Origin of the sequence: Melittangium boletus DSM 14713 (assembly GCF_002305855.1) — a bacterium.
GTDB classification, from domain to species: Bacteria; Myxococcota; Myxococcia; order Myxococcales; family Myxococcaceae; genus Cystobacter; species Cystobacter boletus.
Genome location: NZ_CP022163.1, coordinates 241,451 through 257,774 on the forward strand (window position 1 = coordinate 241,451; position 16,324 = coordinate 257,774).

Annotated in this window: 8 protein-coding genes; 7 read left to right on the forward strand and 1 reads right to left on the reverse strand. The window is 62.1% G+C overall.

Annotated elements, in window-relative coordinates:
• The first annotated feature begins 162 nt into the window (after window positions 1–162).
• Complete coding sequence (agmC, locus tag MEBOL_RS40870) at window positions 163–5,268, forward strand: adventurous gliding motility protein AgmC (RefSeq protein WP_157774693.1); 5,106 nt, start codon at window positions 163–165, stop codon at window positions 5,266–5,268.
• A gap of 47 nt (window positions 5,269–5,315) precedes the next feature.
• On the opposite strand, the gene MEBOL_RS01080 is transcribed toward agmC, so the two are convergent.
• Window positions 5,316–7,124 (reverse strand): OmpA family protein, encoded by a 1,809-nt coding sequence (locus MEBOL_RS01080; RefSeq protein WP_095975678.1) that lies wholly within the window; start codon window positions 7,122–7,124, stop codon window positions 5,316–5,318.
• 267 nt (window positions 7,125–7,391) lie between these two features.
• Between MEBOL_RS01080 and tssJ the strand changes: the two genes are divergently transcribed.
• From tssJ to tssA, 6 genes are read left to right on the forward strand one after another with little or no spacing between them, the layout of a single operon-like run.
• The gene (gene tssJ, locus MEBOL_RS01085) at window positions 7,392–7,961 is read left to right on the forward strand and encodes a type VI secretion system lipoprotein TssJ (RefSeq protein WP_095982492.1); all 570 of its coding nucleotides are present in this window, start codon (window positions 7,392–7,394) and stop codon (window positions 7,959–7,961) included.
• On the forward strand, window positions 7,958–9,325 hold the full coding sequence (gene tssK, locus MEBOL_RS01090; protein WP_095975679.1) for a type VI secretion system baseplate subunit TssK: 1,368 nt from the start codon (window positions 7,958–7,960) through the stop codon (window positions 9,323–9,325). Before tssJ ends, tssK begins: the two co-directional genes overlap by 4 nt.
• 11 nt (window positions 9,326–9,336) lie before the next feature.
• The gene (locus MEBOL_RS01095; RefSeq protein ID WP_095975680.1) at window positions 9,337–10,044 is read left to right on the forward strand and encodes a DotU family type IV/VI secretion system protein; all 708 of its coding nucleotides are present in this window, start codon (window positions 9,337–9,339) and stop codon (window positions 10,042–10,044) included.
• The gene (gene tssM, locus MEBOL_RS01100) at window positions 10,041–13,712 is read left to right on the forward strand and encodes a type VI secretion system membrane subunit TssM (protein ID WP_245919342.1); all 3,672 of its coding nucleotides are present in this window, start codon (window positions 10,041–10,043) and stop codon (window positions 13,710–13,712) included. Before MEBOL_RS01095 ends, tssM begins: the two co-directional genes overlap by 4 nt.
• Window positions 13,709–14,653 (forward strand): type VI secretion system-associated protein TagF, encoded by a 945-nt coding sequence (gene tagF, locus MEBOL_RS01105; RefSeq protein WP_245919344.1) that lies wholly within the window; start codon window positions 13,709–13,711, stop codon window positions 14,651–14,653. Before tssM ends, tagF begins: the two co-directional genes overlap by 4 nt.
• A complete protein-coding gene (gene tssA, locus MEBOL_RS01110; protein WP_095975682.1) occupies window positions 14,650–16,290 on the forward strand; it encodes a type VI secretion system protein TssA in 1,641 nt (546 codons plus the stop codon). The genes tagF and tssA overlap by 4 nt, the downstream gene beginning before the upstream one ends.
• Window positions 16,291–16,324: the final 34 nt, after the last annotated feature.

A 16,324-nucleotide genomic window follows, 5' to 3' on the forward strand; every position in this document is an offset into this window, starting at 1 on the left:
CTCGATGCCCTCCCCGGTTTCCGTGAACTGGGAGAGGGCATCGGCGTTTTCCAGCTCGCCTCGCCTGGAAATCGGAACCCATGCGGCGGACCCCGGTTTTTGGAGTAGTCTTCGCTTCGTCGTGGAATCGGCCCAGGGGGGCCACGAAGCCGAGGACTACTCATGAGATGGCGCAATCGCCGTACCCCTTGCTCCAAACGCGGGTCCACCGAAGTCACGAATGCATGGAGGCGCATCGCCACACCTGGATGGCTGCTCTGGATTCTGCTCGCGGCCAGTCCAACGTTCGCCGGGCCAGATTCAGTCGGACTCGGGCGAGGCTTGTCCGGAAATGGCGACGTGACGGTGACAACAGCCCGCGTCATCAACTCCTATGCCCAGGTCCGCGCTCCACTCGCTCCCGGGGACAAGCGGATCAAGCTCCATTCGAACACGGTGACCGCCGACCATGGCCGCACCACCTCCAATGCATTCCAGACCAATGATCTGGTCATGGTTATACAATCGACCGGCATCGTTCCCCCTATCGAGCACGAGCAAGAAGAACCACTCGATCTTGGAAATTCAGACGTCGGAAAATGGGAGTTCGCACGACTGTCGGCCGTGGCGGTAGACTCGGGTGATCCTACCACCCTACAACTGAGCCTCTCGGAGCCCCTCCTCCATACATACGCGGCCGACGCGACCCAAGTCGTTCGCATCCCCGAATACGCGAACCTCACGGTCCAAAATGATATTACCGCGGCGAAATGGAACGGTAAAACAGGTGGGATCGTCGCGTTCCTGGCAACTGGCGCCGTGACTCTTTCCGGCACTGGCCGGATCCACGCGGATGGCATGGGATTTCGCGGCGGTCTATACCAGCCGGACACAACAAACACCGTGAGTTGCAATGGTATCTCCGGTACTCCCCCTACCTATGCAAAAAAGGGAGAGGGAATCGACACCACCCGTTATGACTCAACCAACACATCGGGCTCAACCGCATGGGGGCGGGGCAACTTCGCCAATGGCGCGGGCGGTGGATTCTGTGTCGCCGCGAGTGGCGGTGGAACAGGAGGAGGTGGGGGAGGAAACGCGGGGCAAGGTGGCGCTGGGGGGCCCTCATTCAACGGAGGAATGGGAGGAATCCCTCTCATCTATTCCGCTCTCGAACGACTGACATTCGGTGGAGGCGGAGGCAGTGGCCACGCCAAGAGCCAGCAGTCAAGCGGGGTCAGTGGTGGCGCGGGTGGGGGACTCGTGTTCATTCGGGCAAACAGTTTGGCTGTTTCTTCCGATACCACCTCGAGCCCCATCAGTGCATCCGGGGTGGCTGGAGGCGATGGAGGTGCAGATGGAGGAGGGGGCGGCGGCGCGGGAGGCACGATTGTCCTGAGACTGGCGACCACATCAAGCTGCTCAGGCAAGAGCATCTCCGCGAATGGCGGCAACGGCGGAAACCGAAGCACCAGCGGCAATACTGTTGCAGGCGCAGGAGGAGGTGGTGGTGGTGGACGCATCCTCTACCAACTAGGCACTTCGTCTACTTGTACGAACGCCAACTTCCAGGTGTTCAAAGGAAACGCTACGACCAATGCAGGCGAGAATGGCTCCACTGCACTGCTTCCAGGCGGATTTCCAGGTCTGTCGTTGCCATCACCGTCACTAAACGACATCACTACTCCCACCAAGAATCGTCAGCCTGAAATAACCGGTACGGCCCAAGCCGATAGGCAGGTCGTCCTCTACTTGAACGAGGTGGAAATAGGGCGCACCTATGCCACATCGGGCGGAGTTTTCAATTACATCATCCCACAACGTCTGGGCGATGATTCCTATACCATCAAGGCGGCCATAGCCTATCAGGGTGTCTACAGTGCCAAAAGTTCTGGCAAAAACTTCACCGTTGACGCGACCCCACCACCAGTCCCCGTGATTGAGACGCTGGGCGGCAAGCCGGTGAGCCAGGGGATGCTCATTGGAACACCGGATCTGGTGTCAAGCAGTCTGTCAGTGAGCGGGTCGAAGGAGGAGAGAGCCAGCATCGCGGTGACACAACTATCCGGCGACTCAAAGTGCGAGCCTGCTTCACTTGGCGAGCCCGCATCTCATACACCAGAGGGAAAGTGGACAGCGAGTCTTTCACAGACGAGCCATGCTCAAGGAACGAATGTCCTATGCGTAACGGCCACGGACCAGGCGGGCAACTCGAGCAGCCCGGCACGCCTGAGCTTCACTCTGGATACGATTGCTCCAACCGCTCCATCCGACATAAAGATAGCCGAAAAAGCACCCAAGACAGACTCACCCATCGCGCTCGTCAATACGAAGTTGCCGTTGATCGCGGGCACCGCCGACCCCAACAATCTCGTGAGACTGACCCTGGAATGGACGGATGACTCAGCCAGCTTCTCAAAACAGTCCCTGGTTATAGAGACGACAGCAAAAGCCGATAGAAAGTGGAGCGTGGCTCCTCCTGCGCCCTTGAAGGAGTATACCGCCACGCCCAAAGGCCAGGTCGAGTACACCCTGACGGTGCAAGCGCTCGACGCCGCGGGAAACTCAGCCACATCAGCCCTCCAACCCAAGATTCGAGTTGACGTTACTCCCCCTCAGAAACCTTACGCATTGGCCTTGGGGGAAAACAGTTCCCCTGCACGTCAAACCAGGGATGGGATGTTTATCGGAACGAGCGATCTGGAGTCGTCAGGAGGCCTTCCGCTGATGGGGAAGATGGAGGGTGGGAGCAAGATCACGGTAAGGCAGCTCAGTGCATCTGGAGAATTACTCCAGGACGTGACAACCAACGATAACCACAGCAGCACAACGGACTGGAGTGTGGTTATTCCCCAGGAGTCTGAAGCCGTCGAACTCGCATACAAACTGGAAGTAACCGCCACGGACGCCACAGGCAACACGAGCGAAGCAACAACACTCAATTTCATATTGGATACCAAAGCACCAGCCGCGCCCTACGCCGTCAAGATTGGTGGAAAAGACGTCCAGGCCGGATGTGCGAGCGACACGGGACCTTTCGTCACGACACTTCAACCCTTGATCGAAGGTAGGGCAGAGGCCCGAAGTGAGATCTCGGTGACGCTGAATTCCGCCTCAGACCTCGTACCAAAAACATACACAAACGGCCTTTCGGGAGACGGCAATTGGGCTACCGGCCTCACGACGGATCTTCCGAGCCCTCCAACCACCCAGAAGTACTCCGTAACCATCACGGCGATGGATGAAGCGAAGAACGTCAGTGCGCCCGCCTCGCATTGCTTTATACTGGACGTAAAGAGTCCCGATCCGGTTGCGCTAAGTTCCATCGAGCTCGGCAAGAGAAACAAAAAACCTGAAAACCATGAACAAAGACTACTCGGAATTGACGATGTAGATACCGAAGAGGGGAATCAAGTCACCATCCGTATCCGTGGCGTAGCTGCACATGAAAGCAAAGTTCTCTTAAAGCTGATTCCGCGTGATCCAACCGAATCAGTCCAAGACGTCACCGTGTATGCCGACGCCTCGGATAAATGGACCGGTCAATGGACCCCCCTGGAAACAGGCGTCTACGGCGTGGAAATACGAGCAGAAGACAAGGCATCCAATAGAAGCGACCCCCTCACATTCTTCTTCGAATTGGATGTTACTCGTCCAACCATCAAAATTGGGGGTAAGCCAGACAACACCAAAACCCCCATACTATCCACACATGTATCCCTCGCCTTCTCTCCTTCAGAGCCCATTGAAAAATTCGACTGCAAGATCTTCCGAGGAGGCGAGGAGTACACTTCTCCTGAACTCACATGCACACAGCACTCGCTCACTGGAGAAGTAGATGGTGGCAGCTACAAATTGTCGATTACCGTCGAAGACAAAGCCGGAAACAACTCCACCTCAGCAGAGTGGGAGTGGATTGTCGACACAGAGCAGGCCACCGTGGTCGTCGAATCAGTCCCAGACACCAGAGAAACCAAGAAGAAAACAAACAAAAAAGAAATATCATTCAAGATAAAGCCACTAAAACCAGAATCCAAAGTCAACTGCCGCCTTCCAGAAGAAGAGAAATGGGAAGTCCCATGCAAATGCGACGAAGAAATACCAAATGACCTTCCTGAGGCGCCACCTAGCTGCATCAGAAAATATACAGCACCGAGGGAGGGGTCCTACACTTTCGAGGCGCACGCCCACATTGAGTCCCCAGAGAATTCTCCGCCAGGCCCTGCTGTAACTTGGCCTTGGACATTTGACAATACTGCTCCTGTAATCGCCGTGACGCAGCGCCCCCCCGATTGGGTAAAGGGAGGTTCGGGAGGAAACAAAAATGGCGCTGTGACGATCAAGTTCATCGCGGAGAATGAGGCTGATACGCCAACTTTCAAATATACGCTGACCAACCCAAATGGAAGCAAAGACAGCCTCCGAACAACAGACAAAACCACAATACAACTATCCTTCGAAGGAAAAGACGATGGCCTGTATAGCTTGTCAATCTATGCCACAGATGATGCGGGAAATACCGGCCAAGCAACTGACGATCCTGAGTCTGGCAACGATCTTGAAAAATGTTGTTCCTGGACAGTAGACAGAAAAATACCGCTCGCACCCTTGATCAATAGTCCCCAAGAAGGAGGGCACTACAAGACACTCTCATTGGAGGGGACGGCTCCCGGCGAGGCGGGAAGCACCATTTCGGTCTTTCTGGATGAAAACAACGAGCCAGTCGGAACGACAGCGGTCGAGGCAGAACCGAAAGGGGCGGAGAAGTGGCAACTCGTCATCCCGGCCAGCCGTGTAAAGGATGGTCCACACAGCGTCACGCTGCGGATCACGGACAGAGCATTGAACACAGACAGCACCTCTGTCTCCGCCCCCATCCACATCGAAATCGACAACCTGCCTCCCGAAGTGACGATCGATGAAGGGCCCCTCAAGAACTCGTCGAGCGTGTCCGCGACCTTCAAGTTCAGTGCGAATGAGGCGGTTTCCTTCCAATGCAAGCTGGATCTCAAGGACCCCACGGACTGTGAATCAGGCGTATCGTTCTCCGATCTGCCGGAAGGCCCGCATACGCTCATCCTCTACGCGATGGACCAGGCCGGCAACAAGACGGAACTGGGCTACAGCTGGAGCGTCTACCTGGGGCTCGATGCCCGTGCGGAAGGCAGTGGACTGAGCTGCGCCTCGGTTTCGGATGACACCGCCCTGCCCTGGCTGATGAGCTTGATCGGGTTGCTGCTCGGCCTGTCTCGGCGCCGCGAGACGGAGAAACACGGCCAGTCGAAGTAGCCGACGGGGGACCGGACCCGAAAACCGGTCCCCCGCGTCCTCGGTTCCTACGGCCTGGGCACTTGTTCTCCCGTCCGTCCATCACGGAGGATGATGAACTCCACCCGCCGGTTGTTCTCGCGGCCGTTGGCGGTGAGATTGGTGTCGACAGGCACATCGGGTCCATAGCCCTGTGCCTCGAGCCGCTCGGCGGCAACGCCCTTGTCGATGAGGTAGCGCCGGACGGCTTCCGCGCGCTGCCGCGACAACAACCGGTTCTGCTCCGCGAGGCCTTGATCGTCGGTGTGCGCGCCCACCTTCACCCTCGGAATCTCCGGGTGCTCGCGCAACACCTTCGCCACCCAATCCAGCACCAGGTACGAGCCCTGCTTGATGCGGACCTGCGACTTCTCGAAGGAGACCTTGTTGCTGAGCTCGAGCTTGTCGACCTTGATGCTCACCAGTGGCAACTCGTGGGTGGGGCAACCGAAATTGCTCGCCCCCCCTGGCTCGTTGACACAGGAATCCTCCCGATTGGGCACACCGTCCTTGTCCGAGTCCTCCTCTGGACAGCCCTGCCGCTCGGGCGGACCGGGCTCGTCCGGGCACATGTCTTCATCGTTGGGAATCTTGTCGTTGTCCCGATCCAGCACCGGACAACCCCCATTTTCCACGGGGCCAGGCCGCGTCGGACAGGAGTCCTCATCGTCCTCGACTTTGTCGCCATCCTGGTCTCTCACGGGGCAGCCATGATGCGAGACCGGGCCCGGCTGGGAGGGACACGCATCCAGTTCATCGTCGAGGCCATCGTTGTCCCTGTCGCTGCGCGGGCAACCCAACCGGTCTCCCCATTTCAACGGACACTTGTCATCGATGTTTCGCACCCCATCGCCATCGTTGTCATTGTTGGGGCACTCCTCCGGAGGCAGGGGCAGGGACAGGTCGCACCGGACGGAGCCCTCTTTCGGTCCACGGCGTGGCGTCACGTCTCCGAAGGAGCCGCCCGCGAGCAGCCGGAACAGCGGCGTTCCCGGCGCCTTGCCGATCCCCACCCCCGCCAGCGTGAAGACTTCCACCGAGGGATTCACGAGGTAGCGCACTCCCGGCAGCACCTCCATCGAGAAAGGCTGCGCCGACAGGGGCACCATGCCCCGGACGTTGAACTCCCATCGTGTCCGGCGACCCGTGGAGGCCACGGCCCCACCAATGCGCACTTCGTTGCCCAACTCGTCCCTGGCCTCCGCCGCCAACTCGGTGATCCGCCCGCCCGGACGAATCAGCAACCCCGCGTCCAACGCCACCCGAAGGGCCCCGAGGTGCCGGCCCACCATCAATCTCGGCATGAACCGGAGTCCCGCGTCCCGCGCATACGCGGCTTCACTGCCCACGTTCAGTCCCAGGTCGCCCTCCACCGCCACGTCGAATCCGCCCTGGTCATCCTGGGTGAACAATCCGAGACGAACCCCGACCGTGGGTGTTCCCAGCACCAGGGATTTCGGAGCATCCGGATTCGGAAGGGCGGGCCCTGGCAGCTGCAACATCACCACCGGCAATTGAAGTCCGACCTGCAACCAGTTGAGCGGCGCATAGGCGGCGGAGACGTGCAGGGTGCTCCGTCCGCGCACCGCCGCCGTGGGCGCGCCCCGCTCGAAAAAGACCAGCGGTTGGTGCGAATAGTGCCCCACGGCGGAAAGGCGGTACTGATGCGCCTCGAGCAATTCCCCCATGCCCACCACCAGGGACCCCTCCGCGCCGGGATTGAAGTCCAAGCGCTCCAGCTCGAAGGACTTGAACGGGGTCTGTTGCGCGAAGGCGGCCCCTCCTCGCAGCAACAGCGACAACACCAATGCGCCAGGCCAGAGCACCCTTCGTCCCATGGAGATCCCCCACTCCCGAGGTGGAGCTGAAATGCGATGAGGTGGGACTCTAACAGCGTCAAGCACCGACGTTGGAAGGCTCTTGATTGGACCCAGCTCCCGTTCCCCCCCACCGTGGACTTGCGACCTTCATGACACTCTGGCAGGTTTTAGGCCGTCCGTAGAACCAGTGGGGGGGAATCACCGCACGTGAGAAGAGGATTCGTGAAGGCACTGCCGAACACATGTTCCGCGGCGTGCGTCGCTGGCCGCGGTGGTCGCGAGCTCGTGCTCGGGCTTCTGTTGCTGAGCACCGCGGGCGCCTCGTGCACCAGACGCGTGGGTCCCGCCGTCTGTGAGACCCCACCGCCCTTTCAAGTCTCCTTGGATATTTCCGAGCAGGTGAATCCAGATAAGCGTGGCCGCTCCATGCCCACGGTGGTGCAGATCTTCCAGCTCAAGGACAGCTCGAAGTTGGAGCGGGCGGGCTTTCACGATCTCTGGAACCACCCCAAGGAGTTCCTGGGCGAGGATCTGCTCCAGTTGGCCGAGTTCACGGTCTCTCCCGGGCAGAAGGTCCAACGCTGGATTCAGCGGGATCCCAAGGCGCATTTCGTGCTGGCCATGGGGCTCTTCCGCCAGCCACTCGGCGATTCCTGGCGGACCGTCACGGCGCTCGCTCCCGTGCCCACGCTCTTCTGTATCGAGCGGACCACGGGAGCGCAGGACAACCCCAGGCCCGGTGACGTCCAACTGCGCTACCGGTTGCAAGGCTATCAGATCGATCTCGCGCAGCCGCGGGTCTCGCTCATGCCGTCCACCATTGAGGCCCTGTCCTTCTCCGAGGGGAGTACATGAAGAACGCTCAGCGCGTCGTCTGGTCGGAGGGGATGTTCATGAGTCCCCACCACATGCAACAACTCGACCTGTATCACGAGAACCTGCTGGACCTGCGGCTGGCGGCCTTGGAGCCCTATTCCTGGGGTGTTGTTTCGCTGGACCTGGACATGGAGGCGCTCCGCGCGGGCCGGGTGCAGCTGCGCCACTTCAGCGGTGTTCTTCCCGACGGATTGCCCCTCACCTTCCAGAGCGGAGATCCCGAGGCGCCTCCAGCCCGGCCCACCGAGGGCTTCTTTCCTCCCGCCCAGCACGTGCTGGATGTCTACCTGGGCGTGCCCCGCGAGCGAAGTGGCGTGGAGAGCTATGGAGGAAGTGAGCGCGTGGGGGGCAATCCCCGCTTCACTCCGACCAATCGGCCCGTCAACGATCTCACCTCGGCCACGTCGATCGTCCCAGTGGCCTTCGCGCAACGAAATGTGCGACTGCTCTTCGGATCCGAGCCCCGCGAGGACTACGACGCCATCAAGATCGCCGAGTTGTCGCGTGATCGCTCCGGCAGCCTGACGCTCGTCGAGAACTACATCCCGCCGGCCCTGCGCATCGACGCGTCCCCCTTCATCATGTCCGAGCTGCGCGACCTGCTGCGGCTCATCGTCGCCAAGCAACGACAACTCGCCTCGCGGCGTCGGCATCGGGACGCGTCCTCCCTCGAGTTCACCGCCTCGGACGTGACGCTCTTCCTGGAGCTCAACGCGCTCAACGGCGTCATTCCCCTGCTCCAGCATGCCATCGACTCGGGCAGCATGAGGCCACACGCGCTCTACCTGGCGCTCAGCCAGTGCGCGGGGCAGCTGTGTACATTCGTGGCGGACGCGGATCCCACCACGCTGCCGCCCTTCCAACTCATCCAGCTGCGCACGACCTTCGAGGAGCTCTTCCGCCGCCTGCAGTCGCTGCTGCGCTCCGTCGCCATCGAGCAGTGCCTCTCGGTGCGGATGCAACCCGGAGACGATCGGCTCTACCGCGGCAAGCTGGAGGATGATCGGCTCGAGCGCTGCGGCCAGTTCTTCCTCGCCGTGCGCAGCGAGTTGCCAGAGCGGGTGGTCGCCGAGCAGCTTCCCAAGCTCGCGAAGCTGGCCAGTTGGGGAGACATCCAGAATCTGGTGCAGGCCGCCTCGCCCGGCGTTCCCATCCAGGTCAACTACCGCCCGCCTCCCGAGGTTCCCATCCAACCCGGGAGCCTCTACTTCTCGCTGTTCATCACGGACGGCTATTGGAGGAACGCGATGAGGGATCGCACGCTCGCGCTCTATCTGCCCCATCCGTTCGACGCTTCCCAGACGACGGTGGAGTTGCTCGCCGTCCCCACTGCCTCTCGCTGAGGACGGACGCCATGCAACGAGTCACCGAAGCCACCAAGGACTGCTTCGACGCGGCGATCCGGATCCGCAACTCGGATGCCGCCACGGTCCCCCCCCCCGAAGTCCTGCACCACCGGTTGCGCGGTGTCGTGGACGAGATGTTGCGACGCGCGGCCGTGCTCGGCTTCAGCCACCAGGATGCCCAGGACATGGGTTACGCCCTGGTCGCCCTGCTCGACGAAGTCGTGCTCAGCCGACCCGAGCCGTACCGGTCCTTCTGGATGACGAACCTGCTGCAGTTGCAGTACTTCAACGAGAACGTGGCGGGTGACGGCTTCTTCCATCGCGTGCAGGGCATCCGGAAGGATCCCCACCGTGCCGAGGTGTTGCAGGTCTACTACCTGTGCATGCTCTTCGGTTTCCAGGGCCGCTACCGCATCCGTGGCGGGGAGTTGGAGTTGGTGACGCTCATCGATTCGATCCAGAAGGATCTCGAGCGGGCGAAGCCCTTCGACTTCGAGCTCCTGTCGCCCCACGCGGAACGCCCCACCGAATCGATTCTCGCGGGCAAGAACAAGCTGTCACCCATGGTCATCTCGTTGGGGGCACTGGTGCTCGCGCTGCTCGTCTATGGCGGCTTGACGTTCGGCCTCGACAGCACCATGGAAGCCGCCACGAACGAGATCAAGTACCACCTGGCCACGAGCAAGATCGTCAACGACGCGGGAGGGCCGCGATGATGCTCTGGGCCATCGTGGTCACGGCGCTGGCCGGACTGGCGTGGGGTGCCATCACCCAGCTGGGAACGCCCCCCATCCTGACGGGGCTCGTCACCCTGGGCGTGCTCCTGCTGTTCGCGAGCGTGAAATGGCTCGTGGGCAAGGTGCGGGCGCGCAGGGCGGCCCGGAAGCTCGAGGGCGCACTCGAGGCCCAGGCCGACGAGCAGCTCAAAACGGTGCGCCCAGATCTGCAACCGGAAATCAAGGCCATGCAGGCCGAGTTCGCCAAGGCCGTGGAGGCGCTCAAGACCTCGAAGCTGTCACGAGGCCGCAAGGATGCGCTGGCCATCCTGCCCTGGTACCTCATCGTGGGACCGTCCGGGGCGGGCAAGAGCACCGCGCTGCGCAACTCGGGACTGAAGTTTCCCTATCTCTCCTCCAAGGGAGGCGGCCTCCGGGGTGTGGGTGGCACACGCAATTGTGATTGGTGGCTCACCAACGAAGCGGTCCTGCTTGACACCGCGGGCCGCTACACGAGTGGCGAGGAGGACAGGCCCGAGTGGTTCGCCTTTCTCGACACTCTCTCGAAGTACCGTCCCAAGCGGCCCATCAACGGGCTCATCGTGGCGGTGAGCGTCAGTGAACTGATGGGGGTGGATCCCCAAGCCGCCGGAGAACTGGGCCAGAACATCCGCGAGCGCCTGGATGAAATCACGTCGCGCCTGCGCACGTTGGTGCCCGTCTACCTGATGCTCACCAAGTGCGATCTCATCCCGGGCTTCACGGAGATGTACTCGGATCTGACCCGCTCCGAACGAGGGCAGATCTGGGGCTTCACCGTGCCCATGGGCTCCCAGGCGGAGGCATCCACGGATCTGATGCTCGAGCGCTTCGATGAGTTGGTGACGGTGCTGGAGCAGCGCACCCTCAAGCGCCTGGGTCAGGAACGGCGCTTGGAAGCGCGTGAACTCATCTACCAGTTTTCCCAGCGCTTCGACTCGCTGCGCAAGAATCTGGCCGAGTTCGTCCAGCCGCTCTTCCTGGACAACGTCTACCAGGACACGCCGGTGATGCGTGGGCTGTATTTCACCAGCGGAACCCAGGAGCAGAAACCCACGGAGCGGCTGTCCGGCGCCTCCTCCCAACTCTTTGGGGAAGCACGACCACCCGAGCCCAGTGCGGATGGCCGCAGTTACTTCCTGTGGGACATCTTCACCAAGGTGATGTTCCAGGACCAGGAGATGGCCGTTCGCAGTTCCATGGAGGAGCAGCGCTACCGTCGGCGTCAACGGGTCGTCGCGGCCACCTACTTCACGGCGGCAGCCCTCCTGCTCCTCCTCCCCCTTGTCTCCTTCGTCCAGAACCGACGGCTGATTCGCGACGTGACCAAGGCCATCACGTCCGTGCAACTCGATGACCGCAATGATCTCACGCGCATCAAGGATTTGTCCCCCCTTCAGTGGCACCTGCAGGAACTCACCGGGCACAAGACCACGGGCAGACCCCTGTCGTTGAGCTTCGGGCTGTACCAGGGAGACAAGCTCTTCCCGATGGCACAGTTGTTCTACAACTCGGCCTTGCGCCGGGTGTTGCTTGGCAAGCAGTACGAGCGCATCGAGCAGAACCTCGAGTTGTTCACGCAGAACTTCGCGTTGTTCAAGAGGAACCAGAACTCTCCGAACTGGAAGCCCCAAAGCGAGGACTACGCGCGCCACTTCGAGTCGCTGAAGATGTACCTGCTCATCACCTGGCCACATGCGCCACGCGAGCCCGCCCTGGACGAGGTCCACCAGGAGTGGTTGGTCTCCCAGATGGTCCAACATTGGACCCATCTGAATGGCTCGGGAGGCGAGGTCGGCCTCCGGCAAGCCATCACGCGCCATGCGCGCACGTACATCCAGATGCTGGCGGCGGATCCGGAGAACCTCTCCTTTGGCCGCAATCCGCTGCTGGTCGCGCAGACCCGCCGTGCCCTCAATGACATTCCCATCGACAGCCTGGAAATGGAGCGAATCGTCGCCGAAGTGGGGCGCGAGTACCCGGACTTGACCCTGGGTGAGATGATCGGTGCCGTCCCGGCCATGCACGCCACCAAGAGAATTCCCGGTGCGTTCACGAAACCCGCTTGGGAGCAGGTCGTGCGTGCGCGCCTGGAGAATGCCTTCAAGGATCGGGAAGCCTGGGTCCTGGACAAGGATGCCCAGGAGGACGAGGAGGAGTATCGTCGGCGACTGAGCTCTCGCTACTACCAGCAGTACATCCAGGTGTGGAGAGAGTTCCTGATGTCCATCGTCGTCCGTCCGCCCACCAGCGTGGATCAGATGGAGTCCCTCCTGGAGAGTCTGACACGCGGAAAGCCCCCCGCCTTCGGCAGGTTGTTCCAAGCGCTTGCCTATAACGTGCAGCTGGAGTCGTCCTCCAAGGACAAGGGCGCGAACAAGAACGTGGTGAAGAAGGCCTACGATGAGCTTGTCTCTCCGACGGGTCCTATCAAGAAAGGCCCCACGCTCATCGCTGAGAACTCCACCACGGGCGCGCGCGTGTACGGACCTCATGAATTGGAGAAGGACTTCGCCGCGTTCATCCGGTTCGGCAATGTGAAGATGGCCGTAACCGACGAAGAGATGCAGACGGCCGTGGACTACTACCAGGACCGGCTCATCGAGGTGCAACTCGCCCTGCTTCGCATGAAGGAAAATTCCGCCTCGGCCACCGAGGACTTCCAGGCCAGGATCAAGGCATCGCAGAGCGCGGTGGCGATGCTCATCAAGAACAGCGAGAGCGATGGGCCCATCTTCGAGCAACTGCTGCTGCCCCCCTTCCAGAATCTGGCGAGCACCCTCTTCGACGATCAGGCCAAGCGTGTGAGCGAGGAATGGTGCGAGACCATCGTCAAGCCCCTCGCCCAGCTCATGGACAATCGTTATCCGTTCGTTCGTTCGTCGATGCTGGATGCGCCCCTGGGCGAGATCTCGAGATACATCCATCCCGTGGATGGCACCTTGCGCAAGTTCATGCAGCAGAAGCTGGGCACGGAGGTGCTCTCCTCGGGCCGCAAGTGGAGCTTCGCCAATACCAGTGCGAGCAGCCGCTACCGGGGTGAGTTGCTGACCTACCTGGAGAAGACAAGCGGGTTGGCGAATATCCTCTTCCCCGGAGACACTGCGGAACCCGTTGTCCGGTTCCAGGTCCGCATCCACGCGGGCACGTCACCAGACGCCACTCCTTCGGAAATCTCGTCCATCGGACTGACGATCGATGGCACCGACGAGATCTACCGTAACGGACCGGACAATATCTGGAAGCCCATGGTCTGGCCCGGGCTCGCCGGCAAGATGGGGGCACACATCCATGTAGAGAGCGCGTTTGGCGCCACCGCGGACATCGACGAGCCCGGCGAGTGGGGCCTGTTCCGGATGCTGGAGCGTGTAAAACAGGTCGAACTCAGCGCGGATGGGCGATTCTTCACCGCCACCTGGGAGATCGAGGACATGAATGGAGCCCTCGTGTCCGTCGACTTCCGTCCCGAGCGCACCACCAATCCGTTCTTCAGTCTGACGGGCAACAGTGCCAACCGGCTGCTGCAGCTCTTCCGGGATCCCGGGCTGTTTCCCCCTCGCTGGCTCGCGAGCAAGGGCACGGGCTGTGAAAAAGAGGCGGTCTTGAGCACGGACGGGGCGTATCGATGATGCAGTCGCCGCACATCGGTGTGCTGGGCAAGACTCCGCGCCACGCGGAGTTCATCCGGCATAACGCGTCCTCATCCCTGTCGAGGTACCTGCTGCGATGGCTGGAGGAAGGCACCCTCCGGATTCATGGGGCCCGGAGTGCGCTGCCTACGTCCTGTGCGAGCTTCGTCTTCACCGCGCCAGGTGAGAGCTCGGTGTTGGTGGGCGTCCTCGCGCCGAGCATGGACAGCGTGGGACGCTCCTTTCCGTTGACGATCTTCCAGGAGATGCCCGCCTCGGCGGTGGCCGACCGCTACGCGCTCCTGCCGGAGAGCTTCCAACCCTTCCTCCGGGCCAGCGCTGCCCTTCTGGACGAGGTGTCCACGCTCGATGTGCCTCAATTGACCGAGCGCGCGGCACGATTGACCTCCGTGCGGCCTGGAGACTTCCGCCTGGCCGAGCGGCTGCGCCAGGCCTTGCTGTCCGAGCAGCACTGTGCGGACCTGCTCCAGCACATCGGCGCGGAGCGCGCCATGGAGGGCCGATACTATGCGCTGCACACCTTCCTCACCGCCTGTGAGGGAGAGCGTCACCGCGAGCAGAGCCTGGCGAGCGTGATGCTGGACTGCCCCTTCCCCGTACACCTGGGCCCCGTGGCGTGGTTGGAGCTCGCCACACGGCTTCTGGGCTGGTCTCTCCTGCCACCCTCTTTTTTCTGGTCCGAGAGGGAGCCCTCGCGACTGCTGCTGTGCCTGGGCGCGGCGCCACCCAGTCTCCTGCTCCATCTGGCGCAACCCGCGCGCACGGGCAACCACCTCTGGCCGCTGCGTACCGAACGGCCCGCCGCCATGGCCCATGCGCGCCAGGCATTGTCTCCCGCCCAGCGGCGGGTCATCGACTCCTCCACCAGCACGCTCGAACAGCTCCTGAGCGCCCTCACGACCCGAGGACGTCCATCATGACGCCTCCCATTGAAGCCCTTCGGGAACGTGCCCGCACCTGGCTGGAGCCCATCTCCGCCGAGGCGCCCTGCGGAGCAGCCTCCAAACACCATCCCGCCTACGAGGCCATCTCCGCCGAGGTCGCCAAGCTCGAGTCCCCCACGGGTGATGCCGTGCGCTGGGACGAGGTCGTCCGGAGGGCCGGGGAGCTGCTGCGCGACACCTCCAAGGATCTGTGGCTGGCGTCCTACTTCGCCTACGGGTTGTATGCGACCGAGGGGCTGCCCGGCGCCATCACCGGGGCCACCCTGCTGGCGGAGCTGACCGAACGCTACTGGCCGGATATTTTTCCGGAAGCCACGCGCCTGCGCGCCCGAGGGCTTGCGCTGTCCTGGTTCGTCGAGCGCATGGGCTGGGCGCTCTCCTCCCAGGCCGGTGGTACCTCGCTTGAGCTGGTGGAGGCGCTGTCCTCCGCCATGACACGGCTCGCGGAGGTGAGCCGCGCGCGTCTCGCCACCCAGGGGCCCGCCCTCGGACCCCTCCTCACGAGCATCGAGCGACTGCGCGCGAGCCTTCCCAGCGGTCAACTACCAAACACTGCTCCGCCAGCGCCGCCGCCCCCCCCGTCCTCCTCGCCTCCCGAGCCCCTCGTACCGGTGGAGCATGCGCCCGCCCCAAGCGCCGCCCCCCCGTCCCCTCCCATCACGACGCTCCTCGCCGCCCAGTTGCCTTCCCTTCCCGCGGCGGAGCTGCCCCGCGCGGAGGCCGCCACGGACTTCCTGCGCAATATCGGCGCGTCCCTGGTGAGCGCCGCCGGAGTCTTGCGCCATGCCAACCCGGCCGACCCTGTCGCCTATCGCCTGCTGCGCACGGGGCTGTGGCTGCACATCTCCCAGCCTCCCCCCAACAGCTCCAACGGAAGGACATCCCTTCCACCACTTCCCGCGACGCTGCGCACGAAGCTGGAGGCATTGACGGCTCATTCCCGTTGGGCGGAGTTACTGGATGAAGCCGAATCAGCCCAGGTTCAGTATCGGTTTTCCCTGGATCTCCAGCGTTTCAGTTTCAATGCGTTGTCCTCTCTCGGCGCCACCCATTCCGCCGCGAGAGAGACATTGCTATTGGAATTAAGCAGTCTGCTCAAACGCATGCCCGCGGTGATGGACCTCATCGCCTCGGATGGCACCCGCCTGACAGACCCCGCCACGAAGGAGTGGCTCGACCGCGAAGTGCTCGTGAAGCCCGCTCCGGAGCCACGGCGCATCACGGTGCCTCCACTCCCGCGCGAGTTCGAGGCGTCTGTTTCGAGCTCATCCTCGGAGTGTGAGTCCGAAACCCTCGAGCAGATCCAAGGCCACGTGGCCACCGCCACGACCGCACGCGGACGATTCGTGGCGAGGCTGCGGCTCGCGCGCGTGTGCGTCCAGTCGGGACATCTCTCCATCGCCCGGGCCCTCTACGAGTCGCTCGATGCGGAGTGCACGGCGCACGCCCTGGATACATGGGAACCCGCGCTCGCCGCCGCATGTCTCGAGGGTTTCCTGACTTGCGGTCGCGCGGAAAAAGATTCACCAAACGCACTGGTAGTAGATTTTTGGATCCGTTATCGTCGCCTCGTCCAGCTCGATCCCGCTGCCGCCTTGCGAGTACAACCCTGACATCACGGCAGCCTTCTTGGATGCGTTCTACCTG